We start from the raw sequence: 20818 nt of genomic DNA on the forward strand, positions 1-20818 counted from the left end.
CGCGTTGCGGGATCTCAGTTCTCGACGACGACGGGTTGGGCGAACTGCGAGGAGGCGACGGCCGCCTCAACCATGGCCAGGCTGCGGAGGTTGTCGTGGCACTCGCCGTCCGGGGCCTCGCCGGTGCGCAGGGCGTGGACGAATCCGGCCAGCACCTCGGCCAGGCCGGGGAACTCAGGGGACTGCGGCTCGACCGGCAGCGTCTCGGACGGCGGCTCGGGCTCTCCCTCGTCGCGGGCCGGGGTGAGCACCGGTGCGCCGAGGCCGTCCCAGGTCGCCGAGCCGCCGGCGCCTTCCAGGTACCAGCGGCCGGTCCAGGACGTGAAGTCCGAGCGCGCGGTCCAGCAGCCGGTGAAGGCGAAGTGCAGGCCGTCGTCCATCTGGAACAGGGCCTCGGCGGAGTCGTTGCCGGGGTACCAGGACCACGGCGTGCGGTAGGCGGTGCAGAACACTGATCGCGCGTCCGCACCGGTGACGGCGCGCGCCGCGTCGAACAGGTGAATGGCCATCTCGCGCAGCAGCGGCTCGTCCCACAGATGGACGTAGGGGCCGGCGCGGTGCGGGAGGCGGAAGTCGATTTCGAGCCGGGTGAGCGGGGCCAGGCGGCGGGCCGCGTCCTTCAGGGCGCGGGTGCCGGAGAGCTGGCGCCGGTCCTGGGTGACGGCGAGCAGCCGGCCGGTGCGTTCCGAGACCGCGACCAGTTGGCGGGCTTCGGCGAGCGTCATGGCCATCGGCTTCTCAGACAGGACCGCGCAGCCGTGTTCGAGGGCTGAGGTGGTGACCGTACGGTGCGCGGCCGGTGGGGCGCTGTTGAAGACGATGTCCGGGGCGAGATCGGTGAGCAGGGCGACCAGATCGGTGCCGGTCGTGATGTCGCTGGTGCCGTCCGGTCCGGCCTCCTTCACCGCCTCCCGCAGCGCCTCGGGGTCCAGGTCGACCCAGCCGACGAGTTCGGTGTCGGGCTGCCGGGCGATCTCGCGGGCCCAGTTCCGGCCCATGAAGCCGGCGCCGACGATGACCGCGCGCAGCGGTCCGGGTGTGGTGACCGTGGCGAATCCGCTCACCGTTCCCACCACCCGAGCGGCGAGGGCGCGTCCACGAAGTGCTTGCCGATCGGACCGGTCGGGGCCGCCCAGCGCACGGCGTTGGCGATCACGTCCTGGACCTCCTTCTGGTGGTAGACCGGGCATTCCTGGTCGCCGGCGCCGAAGTAGAAGATGCGGCCGGCGCCGCGGGTGAAGCAGGCGCCGCTGCGGAACACCTCGCCGCCGCTGAAGGAGGACAGGAATACCAGTTCGTCCGGGTCGGGGATGTCGAAGGGCTCGCCGTACATCTCGTCGTGCGGGATCACCAGCGGCTGCGGGATGCCGGCGGCGACCGGGTGGCCGGGCTTGACGGTCCACACCAGGTGCCGGTCCTCGCCGTGCCGCCAGCGGCGGTCGCAGCTGGTGCCCATGAGCGAGGTGAACAGCTTCGAGCCGGCGCCGGAGTGCAGGACCACCAGGCCCATGCCGTCCAGGACGCGGCGGCGGACGCGGTCCACGGTCTCGTCGTCCATCTCGGCGTGCAGCAGGTGGCTCCACCAGACCAGGACGTCGGTGTCCTCGACGGCCGCGGGGGTCAGGCCGTAGCCGGGCTGGTCCTGGGTCGCGGTCGTGACGTCGGCCGCGGGCCCGAGACGGTCTTCGAGCGCGGCGGCGATGGTGCCGTGGATGCCGAGCGGGTAGCGCTCGGCGATCTCGGGGCGGGTGAGTTCGTGGTGGTTCTCGTTGAAGACCAGGACGCGCATCAGCTCGACGCCTGCTTCGCCCACTCGGAGTCCAGGTAGGACGCGGCGTCCTTGGCGGACTTCCGGCCGAGCATCACGTCCTCGACGGCGCCGTAGACGACGTCGACCATCCCGGGCAGCAGCGCGTCGTCGCCGGACTCCCAGCTGAAGGCCTTCACGACCGTGCCGGTCTGCTGGGCCTGCTGGTACAGCTGGTAGGACTCGTTGAACACCGGGCCGGTGGTGGTCGGCGGGGTGTAGCCCTTGATCGCCGGGAAGAGCGCGTCACTGAGCACGTTGTTGTCGAGGTTCGACTTGTCCAGCTGGAAGGCCAGGGCGAACTTCTTGGCCAGGTCCAGGTTCTTGGCGTGCGCGCTGACCTCCAGGCCGCCGCCGGTGTAGGCGGGCATGACGACCTTGCCGTCGTCGGTGGGCCAGGCGAACACGCCGAGGTCGGCCTTGATCGGGCTGGCGTCGGCGGCCGAGGCGAACCAGATGCCCATCGGGTACATCGCGCCGCTGCCGTCCAGGAACGCCTTCTGGCTGTCGGCGTAGTTGCGCGACAGGCCCGCGCGGTCGATGTAGCCCTTGGACGCCAGGTCGCCGACCCGCTGCAGGGCGTCGACGAAGTCCGGGTCGGAGAACTTCACCTTGTCGGTGTGCCGGTCGACGAGCCAGTTCGGATCCTGGCGGTAGACCTGGGTGGCGACGGTGGCGGACAGCGGCAGGACCGCGGCGAAGGCGTCGGAGCCGCCGCCGACCTGGAACGGCAGGAGGCCGGCGGTCTTGAGCTTGGCCGAGTCGTCCAGGAGCTGCTGGTAGGTGGTCGGCGTGCCGGTGATGCCGGCCTTGGCGAACATCGACTTGCGGTAGTAGACCATCGGGATGGTCTGGGTGTTCGCAGGGAGCTGATAGACCTTGCCGCCGATCGCGCCGCCGTCGGGCACCTCGAAGCTGGTGAGCTCGCTGGGCTGCCAGGCGTAGAGGTCGCCGGCCTGCGCGAAGCCGGTGGGGGTGACCGCGATCATCACGTCTGGAAACTGACCGGAGGCCTTGAGCTGCTTGGCGTAGCTGGTCCGGTCGGCGGTCGGGGAGACGAGGCGCTTGACCTTCATGCCCGGGTACTGATCGGTGACGCGCTTGATGGCCGCGTCCCAATAGGCCGGGGTGAGGTTCGGGGTCTCGAAGGTCAGGAACGTGATGGTGTTGGTGTCTCCGCCGCCGGAGCTGGAGGAGGAGTTGCCGCCGGCCGCGGAGCAGGCGGACAGCGCCAGCACCGTCAGCGCGACCAGGGCCTTTACAGAAGACGGTGCTCGGAGTCGACGTGGGAACATCCGCTGCCTCCCGGACTCGGGGATGAGGGGGGTCCGTGAGCGCTCACGGGAGCGCTCACGGAACGTAGAGTGGTCCCGGTCACACCCTCTCGTCAAGGGTCGTTACCGAATTTCTGTTACTCGGCCGTCACCGGAGAGCCCGATGACTGATTCACGCCGAGCCGCGCACCCGCAGTTCGGGAACGACGACCACAGGCTCCGGCGTGCGGCCGGCCAGGAGTTCCGCTGCCGCGGCGACGGCCAGTTCGCCCATCCGCCGGATGTCGACGTGGACGGAGGTGATCGGCGGCTCGACCAACTCCCCCAACGGCAGACCGTCGAAGCCGATCACCGCGAAGTCCTCGGGCACTCTCAGTCCGGCGGCCTTCAGCCCCCGTACCGCGCCGACCGCCAGAACGTCGTTGTAGGCGAAGGCGGCGGTGATGTCCGGCCTGCGCGCCAACAGCGCTCGCACCGCGTCCGCACCGCCTTCGACCGTCCGGGGCGCGCTTTCGACGTCGTCCTCGCCGACGTCCAGCCCGAGTTCCCCGGCGATGGCCAGGAAGCTGGTCCGCCGCTTGTCGCGCGGATCGGCGGCGCCGTCGATCATGCCGACGCGCCGGTGGCCGGCCGCGGCCAGGTGCTCCACGGCGAGCCGGACGCCGCCGGCGATGTCGATGCCCACGCCCGGCGCGGCACCGGCGTCCCAGCCGGGGTCCAGGACGGCGAAGGGCACGCCGAGCTTCACGGCGTGCGCGAACACCGCCGGCGAGGTGAGGAAGCCGGCGCCGACGTCGGCCTGGTCGGCAAGCGTCGACAGCGCCAGCACCTCGCGCTCCGGGTCTTCGCCGGTGTCGTAGAGCACGACCTGCCAGTCCCGCGCCTGCGCGGCCCGCAACACCCCGGACGCCAGCTCGGGGAAGAACGGGTTCCCGATGTCGGAGATGATCAGCCCGAGCGTGGTGGTGTCCTGCCGGATCAGCCCGCGCGCGAACCGGCTGGGCCGGTAGTTCAGGCTCCGCGCGGCGTCCAGCACCCGCCGCTTGGTCTCGGCGTCGATCTCCGCCTTGTCGTTGACCGCGCGCGAAACCGTCTGCCGCGACACCCCGGCCAGTCTCGCCACGTCCTCGATGGTCGCGCGCTTGACCCGGGACTCCGGGGAATCGTTCAAGAAGGTCGCCTCCTGCCGCCAGCGGAACTCCACGCCCGAACCACCGGCACCGGCCGCCCGCTCCGGACGCGAAGGAACGGCGCCCCCGAAGCGGGGACGCCGAGTGCACGTGATCGGGACGCCGCCGCCCCACCTTCACCGTACTCGATGCGGAGGCCGGTTCGGTGGAGCAGCGGGACGGCAGGGAGCAGGGCGGCTCAGTTGTGGATGACGCACCCGTTGGCGTTGTTGCTCCAGATCGGCTGCATCGGGAAAGTGCCGGTGGACAGCGTCACGTTCTGGAAGTTGGCCTCACACTGGTCGCCAATCTCCTCGCCGTTCGGCGCCACCCAGCCGTTGCCGGCCTGCGGGTCGGTGATCGACTCGGCGTATTCGTGCCCCTCGACGATGCTGAACGCGCTCAGCTTGTTGCCCAGCAGGTTGTTCGGGCACCGGCTGCCGGCCGGGGCGTCGAGCTGGTAGGGCATGTTGGTGTAGGAGACGGAGCCGGAGTAGTCGTGGTAGGCGCAGAAACCGGAGCTCGGCCAGCCGTCGGGGTGCGTGCCGTGCGCGCTGAGCACGACGATCTGCGCATCGCCGTTGCCCGAGACCCCGAAGTGCGAGGCACCCCGGTTGCCCTCGTTCGCCACGGCGTTGGCGCTGGGGTTGGTCGGCTCGGCCTTGGCGTTGTCCATCCACACGCCGCCCAGGACCGCACCGCTGAACGTCGGGCCCTGCCCGCTGGAGTCGGTGTACTGCGAGGTGATGGTCGACCAGTTGTCCGAACTGGTCCCGAGCCCGTTGAACACCTTGGTCAGGTAGGCCGGTATCCCGTTGGTGTCGCTCTTCCACTGCGATCCCCAGAACACCAGGTACACCTTGGGATGCAGCTGCACGGGCCCGCCGCCGTACTCCATGTTCTCGCCGGCCTGAGCCGCTCTGGCGGCCGTGTACGTCCCCGCGCGCTGCGAGCCGGCCGAGGCCGCTCCGGTGCTCGCGGTGGCGCCGACCAGGCCCGCGGCCATGAGGACGGCTGCTGCGGCGATTCGCCCGTTCCTGTTCATGCGCATGCTGAATTGCTCCCAACTCAGTGTTTTGGCATGGATGTGCGGTCACGGTGAGGTTAACCGCAGGAAATGGGTTCGCATACCCTTGATATGACCCTTAACCATCCCGTGCGTCGCGTGCCTGGAGCTGCGCGATCTTCGCGGCGAGCGCCCTGCGGGCCGCGTTGACCTCGCGGGCCTGGCGGTCCAGGCGCGCGAGCTTGTCCCTGAGGAACTCCAGCTGCCGCTCCGGGGTGAGGCTGCCGTCGTCGAAGGCGGCGGCCAGCGTCCGCGTTTCGGCGATCGTCATGCCGGTGGCGCGGGCTTGGAGCAGGAGACGGAGGCGCTGCACGGCGGCGTCGCCGTACGTGCGGTAACCGTTCGGGGCGCGGGTGACGTGGCGGTCGTCGAGCAGACCTTCGCGCTCGTAGTAGCGCACGGTGTCGGTGCTCACGCCGACCAGCGCGGCGATGTCGCGGATCAGCACGGCGATGTATGCCGTCGTCCGGCTTGACCTTGGAGCACGCTCCAAAGTCTACGCTCGCGACGCAGAGCTCGGATACGCGAACGTGGGAGGACATATGACGCAGACAGTGCTGGTCACGGGTGCGAGCGGAGGCGTCGGCCGTGCGGTCGCGCAGCGGTTCCGCGCCGACGGCGCGACCGTCCTGGCCGGCTATCGCGACCCCGCCGCGGTGGACGCGCTCGTCGCGATGGGATGCCGGCCGGTGCGGCTGGACGTCACGAGCGAATCAGACCTCGTTGACGCGATCGAGGAGGCCGCCGACATCGACATCGTGGTCAACGCCGCAGGGATCTCCCAGGGCGGTCCGATGGAGGAACTGCCGTTGGCGGCGCTGCGCCGGCAGTTCGAGGTGAACGTGCTCGGCGCGCTCCGGGTCGTGCAACTGGTCGCGCCGGGCATGCGGCGGCGAGGACACGGCCGGATCGTCAATGTCAGCTCGGTCGCCGGGCTCGTCACGTTTCCCGGCATGGGCGCCTACGCCATGAGCAAGCACGCACTGGAGTCGATGAGTCAGGCGCTGCGGCAGGAGCTGAAGCCGTTCGGCATCGGGGTGAGCGTGGTCCAGCCCGGCGGTGTCGATACCGCGTTCGCGGAGGCCGAGCGCCGCACTTTCCTGCACGGCCGGCCGGAAGGCCCCTACGCCGCCTTCACCGCCGAGGTCGTCGATCGGCTGAGCCGCAATCCGATGCCGCTGGCTCCGGACGGGGTCGCGCGCACCATCGTGCGGGCCGCCACCGCGCGCCGTCCGCGAGCGCGGTACCGCGTCGGCACCGTCGCGCACGTGATGCTCGGGCTGCACGATCTGCTGCCGAACCGGATGTGGGATCGGCTGCTGCCGCTGATGGCGCCGACTCCGGGACGCTGACCTGGCAAAACACCCAACCTCCCGCCCCGGCCCCCGTCCACCTCCGTAGACTTCTCGCATGGCTCCTCCCGAAACGGCGCATACGGTGACCGACGCGGACGACGTCCTGCGGCGCGTCTTCGGCTACGACTCGTTCCGCGGGGCGCAACAAGAGATCGTGGAGCACGTCATCGGCGGCGGCGACGCGCTGGTGCTGATGGCCACCGGCGGCGGGAAGTCGCTGTGCTACCAGATCCCGGCGCTGGTGCGGCCGGGGGTCGGGGTGGTCGTCTCGCCGCTGATCGCGCTGATGCAGGACCAGGTCGACGCGCTCACCGCGGTCGGGGTGCGCGCGGGCTTCCTGAACTCCACGCAGGATCCGGACCAGCGCCGGTTCGTCGAGCAGATGTTCCTGGCCGGCGAGCTGGACCTGCTCTACCTCGCGCCGGAGCGGCTGCGCTCGGAGTCCACGCTGCAGCTGCTGGACCGGGGCAAGATCTCGCTGTTCGCGATCGACGAGGCGCACTGCGTCTCGCAGTGGGGCCACGACTTCCGGCCCGACTACCTCAACCTGTCGATGCTGCACGAGCGCTGGCCGGACGTGCCGCGCATCGCGCTCACCGCCACCGCCACGCAGGCCACGCACCGGGAGATCGCCGAGCGGCTGAACCTGGGCGGCGCCAAGCACTTCGTCGCCGGGTTCGACCGGCCGAACATCCAGTACCGCATCGTGCCGAAGGCCGAGCCGAACAAGCAGCTGCTGGAGCTGCTGCGCACCGAGCACCAGGGCGACGCCGGCATCGTCTACTGCCTGTCGCGCGCCTCGACGGAGAAGACCGCGCAGTTCTTGTCGAACAACGGGATCTCCGCGCTCGCCTACCACGCGGGGCTGGACGCCGGCACCCGCGCGCGGACGCAGTCCCGCTTCCTGCGCGAGGACGGCCTGGTCATCGTCGCCACGATCGCGTTCGGCATGGGGATCGACAAGCCCGACGTCCGCTTCGTGGCGCATCTGGACCTGCCGAAGTCGGTCGAGGGCTACTACCAGGAGACCGGCCGCGCCGGGCGGGACGGGCTGCCGTCGACGGCCTGGCTGGCGTACGGCCTGCAGGACGTGGTCCAGCAGCGCAAGATGATCGCCTCCTCGGACGGCGACGACACCTACCGCAGGCAGCTCACCGCGCACCTGGACGCCATGCTCGCGCTCTGCGAGACCATCGAGTGCCGCCGGGTCCAGCTGCTCAACTACTTCGGCCAGTCCGGCGAGCCCTGCGGCAACTGCGACACCTGCCTGAACCCGCCGGAGTCCTGGGACGGCACGGTCGCCGCGCAGAAGCTGCTGTCCACGGTCTACCGGCTCAAGAACGAGCGCCGGCAGCGGTTCGGAGCCGGCCAGTCGATCGACATCCTGCTCGGCAAGCAGACGCAGAAGGTCTCACAGTTCAGCCACGATCAGCTCAGCGTCTTCGGGATCGGCACGGAACTGTCCGAGGGCGAGTGGCGGGGCGTGGTGCGGCAGCTGTTGGCGCAGGGCATGCTGATGGTCGAGGGGGACTACAGCACGCTGGCGCTGACGCCGGAGAGCGGCGCGGTGCTGCGCGGGGATCGCAAGGTGCTGATGCGGCGGGAGCCGGCGAAGGCGGCGCGGGCGCCGAAGCAGTCGCGGGCGGCGGCCGCGGCGGTCGAGGACCTGAGCGAGGAGGCGAAGCCGGTCTTCGAGAAGCTGCGCGCGTGGCGCGGGCAGTCGGCGAAGGAGCAGGGCGTCCCGGCGTACGTCATCTTCCACGACGCGACGCTGCGGCAGATCGCCGCGCAGGCGCCGACGTCGCTTCAGCAGCTCGGGACGATCAGCGGGGTCGGCGAGAACAAGCTGGCCAAGTACGGGCAGGAGATTCTGGACACGCTCGCCGAGGCGCTCGACCGGCCCGGGCGGGCGGCGCCGGCCGAGCCTCCGGCCGAGCTCGATTTCGAGGAGCCTCCGGAGGATTACCCGGAGGAGGAGCCCGGGGACTACTTCCCTCCTGAGTGAGGTCCGGCTACCGGCTAGCCGGCTACAGGTAGCCGGTAGCCGGTAGCCGGTAGCTGCGGTCAGCTACAGATAGACCCCGTCGATCTCGAACGACTGGACGGTGTTCGTGGTGAACCACGACCAGAACACCTTGCCGTGCAGGAACGTGTCGGCGTGGTACGTGTACGCGTCACCGCCGGCGGTCTGCGTGGCCCAGCGGCCGACCAGGCCGTTGCCGCCGGAGCCGGTGACGGTGGTGAACTTCGAGAGGTCGAAGTTGATCCACTGCGCGGTGCCGTAGTTGGTGCACACGATCACCAGCTTGTGGTTCACCGGGTCGTAGGCGGCGACCGAGTTGTGGTCGCCGCTGTCGATGAGCCGCATTCCGGGGCGGATGTGCCGGGTGTACTGCGCCAGGACGTAGTACTTGGGGTTGACGGCGCCGGTGGTGCCGGCGGCCTCGTCGCACTGGATGGCGCCCCAGCCGCCGCCGTCGAGGACCTGCCAGTAGACCCAGGCGGTCGGGTGCAGCCAGGTGAGGTCGAGGTTCAGGTTGCTCGCGAGGGACATGCCCGAGGCGTCGCCCTCGCCGTACTCGGAGTTCCACAGGACCTTGCCGGCCGACTTCGCGGCGTCGTAGAGGAGGTCGCGGCGGCCGCCTCCGTACTGGTAGCCGTGGGTGTTGATCTTCCCGACGTGGCCCTGCGCGTTGCTCCCCAGGCCCTGGAACGTCGCGGTGGCCTCGTCGTAGGTGTTCTCGTCGGAAGAGGCGACCGGGGTCCCGGTGAGGCCGCGGCTGTTGAGCTCGGCACGCAGGTAGTTGATGACGGTCGCCTGCGTCGAGACGTTGAAGTGGCAGCCCTCCTGCGAGCTGCTGTCAGCCTTCCACCAGTTGGAGATCGGCTCGTTGAAGGCCTCGACGGAGGTGAACTGGAAGCCCCAGTTGTCGTGCGCGTACTTGGCGATCGTGGCGAGGTACACGGCGTGCTGCTGGTAGTTCCAGGACTGGAGGTTGTCCGACGTCCCGTCGGCGGAGCCGGAGGGGTTGTGGTTGTAGCACATCCACCACATCGGCGAGTTGGAGAAGAGCTCGAAGTGGTTGACGCCCCGGTCGCGCGCCTTCCAGAGCATGTTGCGCTGCGGGGCGTCGACGTACCAGTTCCAGCTGGCGGAGGCCGGATCCTGGGAGTACCAGTCGAGCCAGTAGCCCTCCATCTGCCGCGTGGACTGCACCGCGGCGCCCTTGACCATCGTGGTGCCGCCGATGGAGTTCCAGCTACAGGCCCCGGCGTTGTAGCGCACGATGTTCAGGCCGAGGCCCGGCAACGTGCCGCCGTTGTAGGGCGCGGAGTTGAGCGTGAAGAAGATGTCGGCGAGGTCGTCCCGGTTCCCGAAGGCCTTGGCCCACCAGGCGAGCGACGTGCCCCAGCCCTCCCACGTGCCCCACGAGGTGCCGGGGTTGACGGTGGTGGTGTAGTCGGCGTTCGCGGCGGACACCCCGAGGGTGCTGAACGCGGCGGCGGAGGCGGCGGTCGTTGCGGAGGCGGCGACGAAGGTGCGACGGCGCATACTGTTTTCGGCCACGGGTGTCAGGCTACAGATTTGGCGGGGTTGCGAAAGAGATGTGGTGCAGTCGGTTCCGGAGCCCCTTGGAATGACAAATTCCTGAGAACTCCCGCGCCCGCAGTCGCCCGAAGACCTGACCAGACGCGATCCGCACACCAGTTCTTCAAGCGCCCCGAACCGTCTCGTCCCGATCCCCAAGACGGATAGCTGACCTGCGGCGCAGCCACGGAACCGGTTACCGCAGTGACGGTCCGGTCGGCTACGGTAGCCGTGCCGGGCCGTGAACCGCGCCGGACCGGGCCAACGGAGGGGATCGAGGGGATCACACTTTGACGTCGAGTATCCCGGCCATGACGATTGCCGCCGTGGCCGCCGCTTCCGTCATCCGCGGGTTGTCCAAGGGGTACGGCGGGCAGCGGGGCAAGCGGAGCGCCGGGCAGCCGGGGCGGCCCGGGCGTGCGGTGGAGGCCGCGGCCGTGAAGCCGGTGCCGATCGACCGCTCGTACGGTGATCCGGAGCTCGCGGTGCTGCGCCAGGCCGCGCGGGTGGCCGACTGGCCGGGCATGGAGGCGATCCTGCGGCCGGTGCGGGAGCGCGGCGACTTCGAGCGGCTCACCTTCCTCATCGCCAACGTCGAGGACCTCGGCGGCGACTTCCTGCTCAAGCTGCCCGAGCAGCTGCCCGGCGATCCGCTGGCGCTGAGCGTGGCCGGCGCCCGGCATTCGGCGTGGGCCTGGGAGGCGCGCACCGGTTACCGCGCCACGCAGGTGTCGGAGGAGCAGTTCCGGGTCTTCCATGAGCGGCTGCGGGTCGCCGAGGAGTACCTGTACACCGCGGTCGAGCTCGATCCGGCCGGCGCCGCGCCCTGGTACACGCTGTGCGTCACCAGCCGCGGGCTGGAGCACGGCGCCGGCATCACCCGCCGCCGGTTCCAGGCCGGGATCAAGCGCGCCCCGGAACACGTCGGGCTGCACCGCCAGATGCTGCAGCAGCTCTGCGCGAAGTGGGGCGGCTCGCACGAGGAGATGCACGCGTTCGCCACGAAGACCTTCGACGCGGCCCCGCCCGGCAGCGGCCTCGGCGAACTCGTCGCGCAGGCCCACCTGGAGCACTGGCTGGACCTGGAGCAGGGCCCCGACGACGTCTACATCCGGGACGCGATGGTCCTCAAGGAACTCCACCAGGCCGCGGAGGCCTCGGTGTTCCACCCGGCCTTCGCCCCGACGTCCTCCCCGTACATCGCGCTGAACACCTTCGCGATGGCCTTCTGGCTCGCGGACGACAAGGAGACCGCGAGCCGGTTGTTCGAGCGGATCGGGGACCACGCCACCAAGGCCCCGTGGCGGTATCGCGGCGACCCCGAGCGGGTGTTCGCGATGGCACGGCAGGACTGCGTCAAGAAGCGAAAGAAGTAGGGGAGCCACACGTGAGCACCGAACCCGGCCACACCTTCCAAGTCGACCTGCGCGGACTGGTCGACCTGCTCTCGCACCACCTCTACTCCTCCCCCAAGGTGTATCTGCGGGAACTGATGCAGAACGCCGTGGACGCCATCACGGCGCGCCGCATGCTCGACCCCACCGCCCCGGCGCAGATCCGCATCCGCACCGGCGTCGGCGGCGGCATCCAGGTCGAGGACTCCGGCGTCGGGCTGACCGAGGCCGACGTGCACACCTTCCTGGCCACCATCGGCCGCTCCTCCAAGCGCGCCGAGGACGGCGGCCTGGACCTGTCCGCGGCCCGCCAGGACTTCATCGGCCAGTTCGGCATCGGCCTGCTCGCCTGCTTCGTGGTGGCCGACGAGATCACCGTGGTCTCGCGCAGCGCCCGCGACACCGCCGCGCCGGCCGTGGAGTGGCGCGGCCGCAGCGACGGCACGTACCAGATCAGGACCCTGCCGGCGGATCAGGAGGTCGCGCCGGGCACCACGGTCACCCTGGTGCCGCGTGCCGACGGCAGCGAGTGGCTGGAGCCGAACCGGGTGCTGCGGCTGGCCCGGCACTTCGGTTCGCTGCTGCGCTACGACGTGGAGATCGTCGACCGGTTCGGCGACGTCAGCAAGGTCAACGACACGCCGCCGGTCTGGGACCGACACTACGGCTCGCCGCTGGCCCGGCGCGAGGCCCTGGCCGGGTACGCGAAGTCGACGTTCGACTTCACCCCGCTGGACACCATCGACCTGGACCTGCCGCTGGTCGGGCTCAAGGGCGTGGCGTTCGTGCTGCCCACGCCGGTGCACCCGACGAAGCGCTCGGGCCACCGCGTCCACCTCAAGGGCATGCTGCTGTCGGACTCGGCGCAGGAACTGGTCCCGGACTGGGCCTTCTTCGTGTCCTGCGTCGTGGACACCACCGGCCTGCGGCCCACGGCCTCGCGCGAGTCCCTGTACGAGGACGAGACGCTGGCAGCGGTCCGCGACGCGATCGGCGAGCGGATCCGCGAATGGCTGGTGGGGCTGGCGGCCTCGGACCTGACGCTGCTGCGGCGCTTCATCGACGTGCACCACCTGGCGGTCAAGGCGCTGGCCCGCTACGACGACCGGCTGCTGGCGCTGCTGCTGCCGTGGCTGCCGTTCGAGACCACGGACGGCAACGTCAGCCTGGACGAGTTCGCCCGCGCGCACCCGGTGGTGCTGGTGACCTCCAGCGTCGAGGAGTTCCGGCAGGTCGCGCCGATCGCGGCCTCGGCCGGGCTGGGCGTCGTCAACGGCGGCTACGTGTATGACCGGGAGCTGGTGCACCGGCTGCCGGAGGTCCGGCCCGGGGTCACGGTCGCGGACCTGGACCCGGAGACGGTCAGCGCGCACCTGGACACCGTGGACCCGGCGGCGGAGCTGGCCGCGGCGGCGTTCCTGGCGCGGGCCCGGGCGGTGTGCGACAAGTTCGACACCGATGTCGCGCTGCGCTCGTTCCAGCCGGTCGGCGTGCCGGCGATGCTGGTCGACAACCGCGAGGCGCGGCACGAGCGGCGGCGCGCGGAGCTGTCGGCCGACGCCGACGAGCTGTGGGCCGGGATCCTGGGGTCGCTGGGGTCGTCGGCGCCGCGCGCGCAGCTGATCGTCAACCATCTCAACCCCCTGATCCGCAAGATCGCGGACATCGCGGACGCGGGGCTGTCGGAGACCGCGATCGAGGCGCTGTACGGGCAGGCGCTGCTGTTGTCGCGGCGTCCGCTGCGGCCGGCGGACCACGCGCTGCTGAACCGGTCGTTCATCGGGCTGCTGGAGTTCGCGGCGGCCGCGGCCGGTTCCGGCGAAGGCCGCAGCTCCGCGGCGGACAAGGCCTCTGACACGCTGGGGGATGCGTGAGCGGGTTCGGCACGAAGGAGGAGTTCTTCGGCGCCCTGCGCGAGAACCGCGACCGGGCCGACGGCCGGGCCAAGGCGGCGATCGCCGAGGAGATCGCGGACGAGGCCGAGGCGTTCGGCGACGACGAGGTCACCGCGACCGCACTGGTCGAGCTGATGAGCGCGTACCGCGGCAGCGGCGAGCGGGTGAAGTACCCGGTGGTGTTCGCGCGGCTGCTGCGGCTGTGGGACCGGAACCCGAAGGCGTTCGACGACTGGGAGGCGCACCGCGTCTTCTGGTACTTCAAGTGGGTCGGGTCCGGGCTGCTCGGGACCCCGGACGTGCCGCTGGCCGCCATCCGCGGCTGGATCGCCGAGATGCGCAAGCGCTACGAGGCCGCCGACTACGGGCTGCAGCCGGTGTACGGGCAGCTGCACTTCCTCGCGCAGCACATCGGCGAGGGCGAGGAGCTGGCCTACGAGCTGTGGGCCACGCGCGGCCGGACGCGGATGAGCGACTGCGAGGCCTGCGAAGCCCGGGCGCGCGCCGAGTACCACTTCGGGCGCGGCGAGGACGAGATCGGGATGGCCGAGCTGGAGGCCACGCTGGACGGCCGCAGCACCTGCGACGAGGAGCCGCACGCGAGCCAGTCCTCGGCGCTGCTGCCGCTGGTCCGGCTGGGGCGCACGGACGAGGCGCGCGGGGCGCACCTGAGCGCGTACCGGGCGGTGCGGGGGCGCGAGGCGTACCTGGCCGAGGTCGGGCGGCACCTGGAGTTCTGCGCGCTGACCGGGAACGAGGCGCGCGGGCTGGAGCTGCTGGCGCAGAACCGGGCGCTGTTCGGCTTCACGGCGGCGCCGCTGGGCCGACTGGGCTTCCTGACGCGCGTCGAGGTGCTGCTGCGCCGGCTGGCGGCAGTCGGGCACGGCGACACGCCGTGCGGCGGGCCGCTGGGGCGGGAGTGGACGGTCGCGGAGCTGCTGACGTCGGTCGCGGCCGACGCGGACGCGCTGGCCGCGCGGTTCGACGCGCGGAACGGGAACACGTCGGTATCGGGGCGGCGCGCCGCGCAGCTGGCGCTCGAACCGCTGGTCGCCGAACTGAACCTGGGCGTGCGCGCGGCGGCGTTGGAGGGTTCGGAGGGTACTGCGACGCCGCTGGTGGTGCCCGCGGCCGGATCGGCCATGCTGCTCTCAGCATCGCAGGTGCCTGAGACACCGATCCCCGACGACTTCGACGCGCTGGTGGCCGAGGCGCTGCTGCTGGACCGGCAGTTCCACCCGGATTCGCGGCGGCTGTGGGACGTGCTGCTGGAGCGGGCGGCGGGACCGGACGCGGACAAGGTGGACGACGTGCTGCGCGCCGAGATCGCGACGGAGCGGGCGTCGCGCGCGCACCAGGAGCGGGACTGGGACGCGGTCAACAGGCACTTCACGGAGGCGGCGGAGTGCTACGAGCGCGCGGGACGTCCGGACCGCGCGATCGCGTCGGCGGCGCGGGTGCAGTGGAGCAAGGCGACGCGCGGGGATCAGGACACTGATGCGTCGGCGGCCGCCGAGGAGACGTGGCCGGAGCTGAACGCGCTGCTGCAACGGATCGACGCCCTGCTGGCCGCCGGCGACCTCGGGCCGAACCTCGCGGACGCGCAGGTGCAGAAGCTGGTGGTGCACCAAAGCCGGGTGTTCGCGGCACGCAACGCGGCGATGCGCGCCGCCGACCCGGCGGACGCAGAGCGCTGGCTGGGCGTCTTCCGCGCGGAGACGGACCGGATGGTACGCGAGGGCAGCGGATTCGACGCGCCGCAGCGCCTGGCACTGGTGCTGGAAGCGGTCGCGGAGTACGACGCCACGCACGACGACCCGAAGGCCGCGGAGCCACTGGCCCGGCACGCACTGCAGATCTTCACAGACCTGGGCTGGCCATGGCGACTGCACCGCTCGCGCATGCTGGTAGGCCTCGCACTGGCAGGGCAGGACCGCCACGCCGAAGCGATGCAGGTCCTACAGACGGGCATCACCGAGGCGCACCCAGCGGTCGACGCCGACGAGCTGACGCCGCTGTACCGCCTGCTCGCGGAGACAGCGCTACACGGCGGCGAACCGGCGACGGCAGTACGCGCCTTCGCCGAGGCGGCGGTACGTCTCGACCGCGAGGGCGACGCCTTCGGCGCGGTGGAGTCACGCTGGCGGATGAGCAACGCGCTGGCGGCGCAAGGGCAGACGGCGGACGCGGTCGCGGTGCTGGAGACGCTGGTGGAGACGCCGCTGCGAGGGGACGGCGGGTATGCGGGGCGCGGTGCGGATGCCGCGCTGAGCAAGCCGGTTGCCGGAGCCGAGCCGGACAGCGCGGACTCGGTCGGCGAGATCGCCGACGGCGAGGCTGCTTTGGCCGATGCGAGCCAGCCCGGCGCCGAGCCGAGCGCCACGACCGCGAGCGCCGACGCAGTCGCTGCTCCGGCCGACACGAGCAGCGAGGTTGCTGGCGACCCGGCTGCCGCCGATGCGAGCCAGCGCGGCGCCGAACCGAGCGCCACGACCGCGAGCGCCGACGCAGTCGCTGCTCCGGCCGACACGAGCGGCGAGGTTGCTGGCGACCCGGCTGCCGCCGATGCGAGCCAGCGCGGCACCGAGCCGAGTGCCACGACCGCGAGCGCCGACGCAGTCGCTGCTCCGGCTGCCGCCGACGCGAACCAACCCAGCACCGAACCGGGCACCGCGACTACGAGCACCGAAGCATTCGGCGGTCGGGCTACCGCTGACACGAGCGGCGAGGCTGTCGGCGACCCGGCCGCCTTGGCCTATGCGAGCCAATCCGACACCGAGCCGAGCATCGCGGCCGCAAGCGTCGATGCACTCGGCAGTCCGGCTGCCGCCGACGCGAGCCAACCCGGCGCCGAATCGAGTGCCACGACCGCAAGCGCCGACGCTGTCGCTGCTCCGGCCGACACGAGCAGCGAGGTTGCTGGCGCCCCGGCTGCCGCCGACGCGGGCCAACCCGGCACCGAGCTGGGCACCGCGACCACGAGCGCGGACGCTGTCGCTGGTCCGGCTGCTGCGGGCACGAGCGGTGGGGCTGCCGGCGACCCGGCCGCCTTGGCCGATGCGAGCCAGCCCGACACCGAGCCGAGCACCGCAGCCGCGAGCACCGATGCTCTCGGTGGTCCGGCTGACACGAGCGCCGAGAATGCTGGCGAACTGGCTGGCCGCGATCAGGCAGCGCATGCCGCCCCCGCGCCCGCTCCGGCGCCGAGGCCCTTCAAGCACCCCACGCGTGCTGACATGCTCATGGTGCAGGTGCGGTCTGATTTGGCGCGGGGGTTGCTGGCGCTGGATGAGCCGCGGGCGGCGGCGGTGGAGTTCTTGCATGTCGCGGATGCGGTTGATGGGTGGCCGGATGCGAGTCGGCTGACTGCGGCGGCGGCTGAGGCGGCGGGGGCTTTGGCGCTGGCGCGGAATTGGGAGGGGGCTCGGGCCGCTTGGGCGCGGGCTGTCGCGTCGAATCTGGTGGCGCCGCGGATTCCGGACATGACTGAGGCTTTGCGGGACATGGCTGGGGAGAGCATCAACGCGTTCGGGGTCGAGGGTGCTGATGACGCGCTCGGGTATCTCGCGGAGGCTGATCGGATGCGGGTCGACTTCGCGGAACAGTCGCGGACGCAGTTCTTGAGCGTCGAGGTCGATGAGGCCCAGACCTGCTACACGCGGGGGTGGGTGCTCAACGCCGCTGGTCGGCCGGAGGAGGCGATCGAGCAGTTGGAGCGCGCCTCGATGTTGTACGACCGGCCCGGCTTCTCGGGGATCCCGCCGCGGTTCGACGCGATTCGGCAGGCCGCGGTCATCGAGTACCGGTCGCTGGATCGGGAGGACGCCGCGAAAGCCCGGCTCGACCAGGCCATCGCCGACGCCGAGGTCGCCGGGCATACCGACGGCGTCGCGACTCTGCGCAAACTCCGCGACGCGCTGAGATAGAAATAGAAGACGGGAAGGGCTGCCCCGGTCACCCGGCCGAAGGCAGCCTTCCCGCGCCGAACCGTCACCGGCAAACCGTCAACCCGAACCCGGCCCCGCCGCCAAGGCCGCCCGAGCCGGCACCCACGTCGCCAGCGTCGCGAGCACCGCGCCGCCGCCGACCACCGCCGCCAGCGCCCCCGGCGGCATCGACACGCCGCCCGTGCCGCGCGTCATGCCGCTCGCGTACGTCGTCAGCACCGCCACCGCGACCGCCAGCCCGAGCGCCGTGCCCACCGCCACCGCGGTCGCCGTCTCCCAGCCCAGCATCCGCTGCACCTGGCGGCGGGTCGCGCCGGTCAGGCGTAGCGCCGCGAACTCGCGGCGGCGGTCGCTGATGCTCATCGCCAGCGTGTTGACCACGGCGATCGCCGTGAACGCCACGATCAGCCCGAGCGTCACGTAGCCGATCTTCGCCCCCGCGTCATTGCTCGACGCCTGCGCCCGCACCCGGTCCCGGATCCCGAGCCCGGGCTCTGCCTTCAGCGCGGCGACCAGCGCGGCCCGCTCCACGCCCGGCGCTTTCACCAGCAGCTCGTCGTCGAGCGGCACGTCCACGTGCGGCGCCAGCAGCGAGTGCGCCACCACGAGGTCGCCGAAGCCCAGCTGCCGCGAGTACAGCGCGACGATCGTCACCCGCGCGGGCGTCCCGTCCGGCAGCGTCATCGAGACCTGAGACCCGACGCGATACCCCTGCCCGAGCGCAGCCGCCGCCGTGTCCGGCCCGGTGAGCGAGCCGACGCTCCCAGCCGTGACCCCGAGGTCCAGCGTGTCGCCGAGCCCCGCGGGCGTCACGCCGAGCACGTTCCGATCGTTCAGCCCGGTCCGCACCGTCGCGTGCAGCACCTGCGTCACGGTCCGCACCCCCGGCACCGCCTTCACCTCCGCGGCGGCCCCCGCCGGCACCTTGCTCCCCACGACATAATCGGCCACGTTCCCCGCCGCACGCTGCGCCGTCGCCGCGTCCGCGACGCTCGTCTGCGAGAACAGAATCGTGCACGCCATGGCCGTCATCAGCGTCAACGGCGTGATCACCGACGCCAACCGCGGCGCAGCCGCCCGCAGGTTGTTCGCGGCCAGATACCCCCCGACCCGCGACAGCCGCAACGGCACCCCCAGCACCGCCACCGCCGACCGCGCCACCCACGGCCCCAACAGCGCCAGCGCGACACACCACAGCAGCACCGCGTTGAAGCAGACCGGCGTCGAGGCCCCGTCGCTGTGCAGCGCGGTCAGCAACGCTGTCAGCACCGCCGCCCCGGCGATCGCCAGCACCCCGAACAGGGCCCTGACAACCGACACCCGCGGCGGCTTCAACTCGGCCTCCCCGAGCGCCTCCACCGGACGGATCCGCGTGGCCCGCCGCGCGGAGATCCGCGCCGCCGCCCAGCCGGCGCCGACCGTGGCCAGCACCGAGGCGAACACCGGGAACACCGACAGCACCACCGGAACGTTCGCCGGGATGATGTTCAGCGACACGAACTCCCCGTGCAGCCAAGCCCCGAGCGGCAGTCCCGCGAACGCCCCCGCCACCCCGGCGGCCAGCCCCACCGCCAGCGCCTCGCCGCCGATCATCTTGCGCACCTGCTTGCCCGTCGCCGCCACCGCACGCAACACCGCGATCTCCCGCTGCCGCTGCTGGATCGACAACGCGAACGTCCCGACGACCACCAGCACCGCGACGATCAGCGACGTCCCGCCGAGCACCGCTCCCATGCTGATCAGCCGCACCGAGGCGTTGGCGGAGTCCGGGAACTCGGCGGCACCACGGGAATCCCCGGTGTGGACGACCGGCGCGGGAACGGTCCCGGCGTCAGCCGACGAAAGCAGGCTCTTGACATCGGTCGCGGTGACATCGGGATCCCCGGCGGGAAACACGCCGATCGCGTCGACCAACCCGTCGTGTCCCGCCAACATGCGTGCCTCGGCCGTGTCGAAGTAGATCGCGGCCTGGCTCGCAAAGCCCTGCGACGTGACACCCACGACGCGCACCGGCATCGTCCCGCCAGCCGTGCGCAACGGCGCCGTCGATCCGACGCGGAGGTGCGTCGCAGTCGCCGTCGACGCGTCCAGCACCACCTCGTCTGGAGCAGAAGGCGCACGCCCCGAAGCCAGCGTCAAACGGGACAGCGAAGCGGATTCCCAACCGTGGCCGAAGGAATCGCTCGTCGGACCACCCGGCAGGTACGCCGCGAACAGCACCTCGGTAGCGACCGCCTTCACCGAAGGCAGAGTCCTGATCTGGTCGGCGAGCCCCGCGGACACCCACACGTGATCGCTGACAGGCTTGGCCTTGTTCTTGACCTTGCCCTTCCCGCTGACCTCCGTGGCGTGCACGTTCTGGTCGCCGGTGACGACGATCTGCGCGGCGGCGAAACGTTCGGGCTTGACGCTCCCGAGGATCCCGGTGACCAGCAGCGTGCCGCAGCCGGTGACCAGCGCGGCAGCACAGAACAGGGCGATCAGCGCCCCGACGAATCCACCCTTGCGATGACGCAGCGTGGCGACGGCGATGGGGAACATCATCACGCCCACGCCCCCAGACGAATCATGCGGTCGGCGACGCCGGCGGCGGTCGGGGCGTGCATGGAATCGGCGATGCGGCCGTCGGCCAGGAACAGGACCGTGTCTGCGTAGGCAGCCGCGACCGGGTCGTGGGTGACCATGACGATGGTCTGGCCCATGGTGTCGACCGTCTCGCGCAGCAGCACCAGCACCTCGCGCGCGGTCATGGTGTCCAGCGCGCCGGTGGGCTCGTCGGCGAAGATCACCTCCGGGTCGGCGATCAGCGCCCGGGCGATCGCCACGCGCTGCTGCTGCCCGCCGGAGAGCTGGCCGGGCCGATGGTGCGTGCGCTCGGTGAGGCCCACGCGCTTGACCACCTCGGCCAGCCGCGCGTCGTCGGCCCGGCGGCCGGCCAGGCGCAGCGGCAGCGTGATGTTCTGGCTCACGGTCAGCGACGACACCAGGTTGAAGGCCTGGAAGACGAAGCCGGCGCGCTCCCTGCGCAGTTCGGTGAGCTTGGTCTCGCTCAGGCCCGACAGGTCGGTGCCGCCGAGCCGGACGGTGCCCGCGGTCGGCCGGTCCAGGCCGGCCGCGCAGTGCAGGAACGTGCTCTTGCCGGAGCCGGAGGGGCCCATGATGGCCGTGAAGCCGCCCTTGGGCAGCCCGACGGACACCTCGCGCAGTGCCGCGACCGCGCCGCGGCCCTTGCCGTAGACCTTGCTGACGGCCTGCAGGGTGATGGCCTCTGAGACCGTCTGTGTGATCGCCTCGTTCATGCCTACCAGCCTGCCGAGCTGCG

Annotated in this window: 14 protein-coding genes; 5 read left to right on the forward strand and 9 right to left on the reverse strand. The window is 71.3% G+C overall.

Features of this window, described 5'->3' with window-relative positions:
• Positions 1-14 precede the first annotated feature (14 nt).
• From ABH935_RS25135 to ABH935_RS25160, 6 genes are all read right to left on the reverse strand, one after another.
• On the reverse strand, positions 15-1064 hold the full coding sequence (locus ABH935_RS25135) for a Gfo/Idh/MocA family protein (RefSeq protein ID WP_370380379.1): 1050 nt from the start codon (positions 1062-1064) through the stop codon (positions 15-17).
• Entirely contained in the window at positions 1061-1813 is a 753-nt protein-coding gene (locus ABH935_RS25140) for a ThuA domain-containing protein (protein WP_370380380.1), read from the reverse strand. The genes ABH935_RS25135 and ABH935_RS25140 overlap by 4 nt, the downstream gene beginning before the upstream one ends.
• Complete coding sequence (locus ABH935_RS25145; RefSeq protein WP_370380381.1) at positions 1789-3102, reverse strand: ABC transporter substrate-binding protein; 1314 nt, start codon at positions 3100-3102, stop codon at positions 1789-1791. The genes ABH935_RS25140 and ABH935_RS25145 overlap by 25 nt, the downstream gene beginning before the upstream one ends.
• A 151-nt stretch (positions 3103-3253) precedes the next feature.
• A complete protein-coding gene (locus ABH935_RS25150; protein ID WP_370380382.1) occupies positions 3254-4252 on the reverse strand; it encodes a LacI family DNA-binding transcriptional regulator in 999 nt (332 codons plus the stop codon).
• Positions 4253-4449: 197 nt separating this feature from the next.
• Positions 4450-5301 (reverse strand): hypothetical protein, encoded by an 852-nt coding sequence (locus tag ABH935_RS25155; RefSeq protein ID WP_370380383.1) that lies wholly within the window; start codon positions 5299-5301, stop codon positions 4450-4452.
• Positions 5302-5395: 94 nt separating this feature from the next.
• Positions 5396-5764 carry a MerR family transcriptional regulator gene (locus ABH935_RS25160; RefSeq protein WP_370355648.1) on the reverse strand — a complete coding sequence of 123 codons (369 nt, stop codon included), beginning with the start codon at positions 5762-5764 and terminating at the stop codon, positions 5396-5398.
• A gap of 94 nt (positions 5765-5858) precedes the next feature.
• Between ABH935_RS25160 and ABH935_RS25165 the strand changes: the two genes are divergently transcribed.
• Both ABH935_RS25165 and recQ read left to right on the forward strand, forming a co-directional pair.
• Entirely contained in the window at positions 5859-6668 is an 810-nt protein-coding gene (locus ABH935_RS25165; RefSeq protein ID WP_370380384.1) for an SDR family oxidoreductase, read from the forward strand.
• Positions 6669-6726: 58 nt separating this feature from the next.
• Positions 6727-8676, forward strand: a complete 1950-nt coding sequence (recQ, locus tag ABH935_RS25170) for a DNA helicase RecQ (protein ID WP_370380385.1) — start codon at positions 6727-6729, stop codon at positions 8674-8676.
• Between the two features lie 63 nt (positions 8677-8739).
• Here recQ and ABH935_RS25175 read toward each other — a convergent pair whose 3' ends face one another.
• Positions 8740-10239 carry a glycoside hydrolase gene (locus ABH935_RS25175; protein WP_370380386.1) on the reverse strand — a complete coding sequence of 500 codons (1500 nt, stop codon included), beginning with the start codon at positions 10237-10239 and terminating at the stop codon, positions 8740-8742.
• A gap of 332 nt (positions 10240-10571) precedes the next feature.
• On the opposite strand from ABH935_RS25175, the gene ABH935_RS25180 reads away from it, so the two are divergent.
• Genes ABH935_RS25180 through ABH935_RS25190 form a run of 3 tightly spaced genes read left to right on the forward strand, consistent with a single transcriptional unit; the run spans position 10572 to position 17475 of the window.
• Positions 10572-11636, forward strand: coding sequence for a hypothetical protein (locus ABH935_RS25180; protein ID WP_370380387.1), 1065 nt, complete (start codon positions 10572-10574; stop codon positions 11634-11636).
• Positions 11637-11647: 11 nt separating this feature from the next.
• Positions 11648-13528: an HSP90 family protein gene (locus tag ABH935_RS25185; protein ID WP_370380388.1), complete on the forward strand. Its 1881-nt coding sequence runs from the start codon at positions 11648-11650 to the stop codon at positions 13526-13528.
• On the forward strand, positions 13525-17475 hold the full coding sequence (locus ABH935_RS25190) for a hypothetical protein (protein ID WP_370380389.1): 3951 nt from the start codon (positions 13525-13527) through the stop codon (positions 17473-17475). Before ABH935_RS25185 ends, ABH935_RS25190 begins: the two co-directional genes overlap by 4 nt.
• Positions 17476-17553: 78 nt before the next feature.
• Here the strand turns inward: ABH935_RS25190 and ABH935_RS25195 are convergent, their stop codons facing one another.
• Positions 17554-20040: an ABC transporter permease gene (locus ABH935_RS25195; protein ID WP_370380526.1), complete on the reverse strand. Its 2487-nt coding sequence runs from the start codon at positions 20038-20040 to the stop codon at positions 17554-17556.
• Positions 20040-20795 (reverse strand): ABC transporter ATP-binding protein, encoded by a 756-nt coding sequence (locus tag ABH935_RS25200; protein ID WP_370380390.1) that lies wholly within the window; start codon positions 20793-20795, stop codon positions 20040-20042. The genes ABH935_RS25195 and ABH935_RS25200 overlap by 1 nt, the downstream gene beginning before the upstream one ends.
• Positions 20796-20818: the final 23 nt, after the last annotated feature.

Origin of the sequence: Catenulispora sp. GAS73, assembly GCF_041262085.1 — a bacterium.
Lineage (GTDB): Bacteria > Actinomycetota > Actinomycetes > Streptomycetales > Catenulisporaceae > Catenulispora.

What these genes read in the sequence shown, in the direction of transcription:
- ABH935_RS25165 (WP_370380384.1), top strand. Translation starts at nt 5,859, where the DNA reads ATGACGCAGACAGTGCTGGTCACGGGTGCGAGCGGAGGCGTCGGCCGT.
- ABH935_RS25145 (WP_370380381.1), bottom strand. Translation starts at nt 3,102, where the DNA reads ATGTTCCCACGTCGACTCCGAGCACCGTCTTCTGTAAAGGCCCTGGTC.
- ABH935_RS25200 (WP_370380390.1), bottom strand. Translation starts at nt 20,795, where the DNA reads ATGAACGAGGCGATCACACAGACGGTCTCAGAGGCCATCACCCTGCAG.
- ABH935_RS25195 (WP_370380526.1), bottom strand. Translation starts at nt 20,040, where the DNA reads ATGATGTTCCCCATCGCCGTCGCCACGCTGCGTCATCGCAAGGGTGGA.
- ABH935_RS25155 (WP_370380383.1), bottom strand. Translation starts at nt 5,301, where the DNA reads ATGCGCATGAACAGGAACGGGCGAATCGCCGCAGCAGCCGTCCTCATG.
- ABH935_RS25180 (WP_370380387.1), top strand. Translation starts at nt 10,572, where the DNA reads ATGACGATTGCCGCCGTGGCCGCCGCTTCCGTCATCCGCGGGTTGTCC.
- recQ (WP_370380385.1), top strand. Translation starts at nt 6,727, where the DNA reads ATGGCTCCTCCCGAAACGGCGCATACGGTGACCGACGCGGACGACGTC.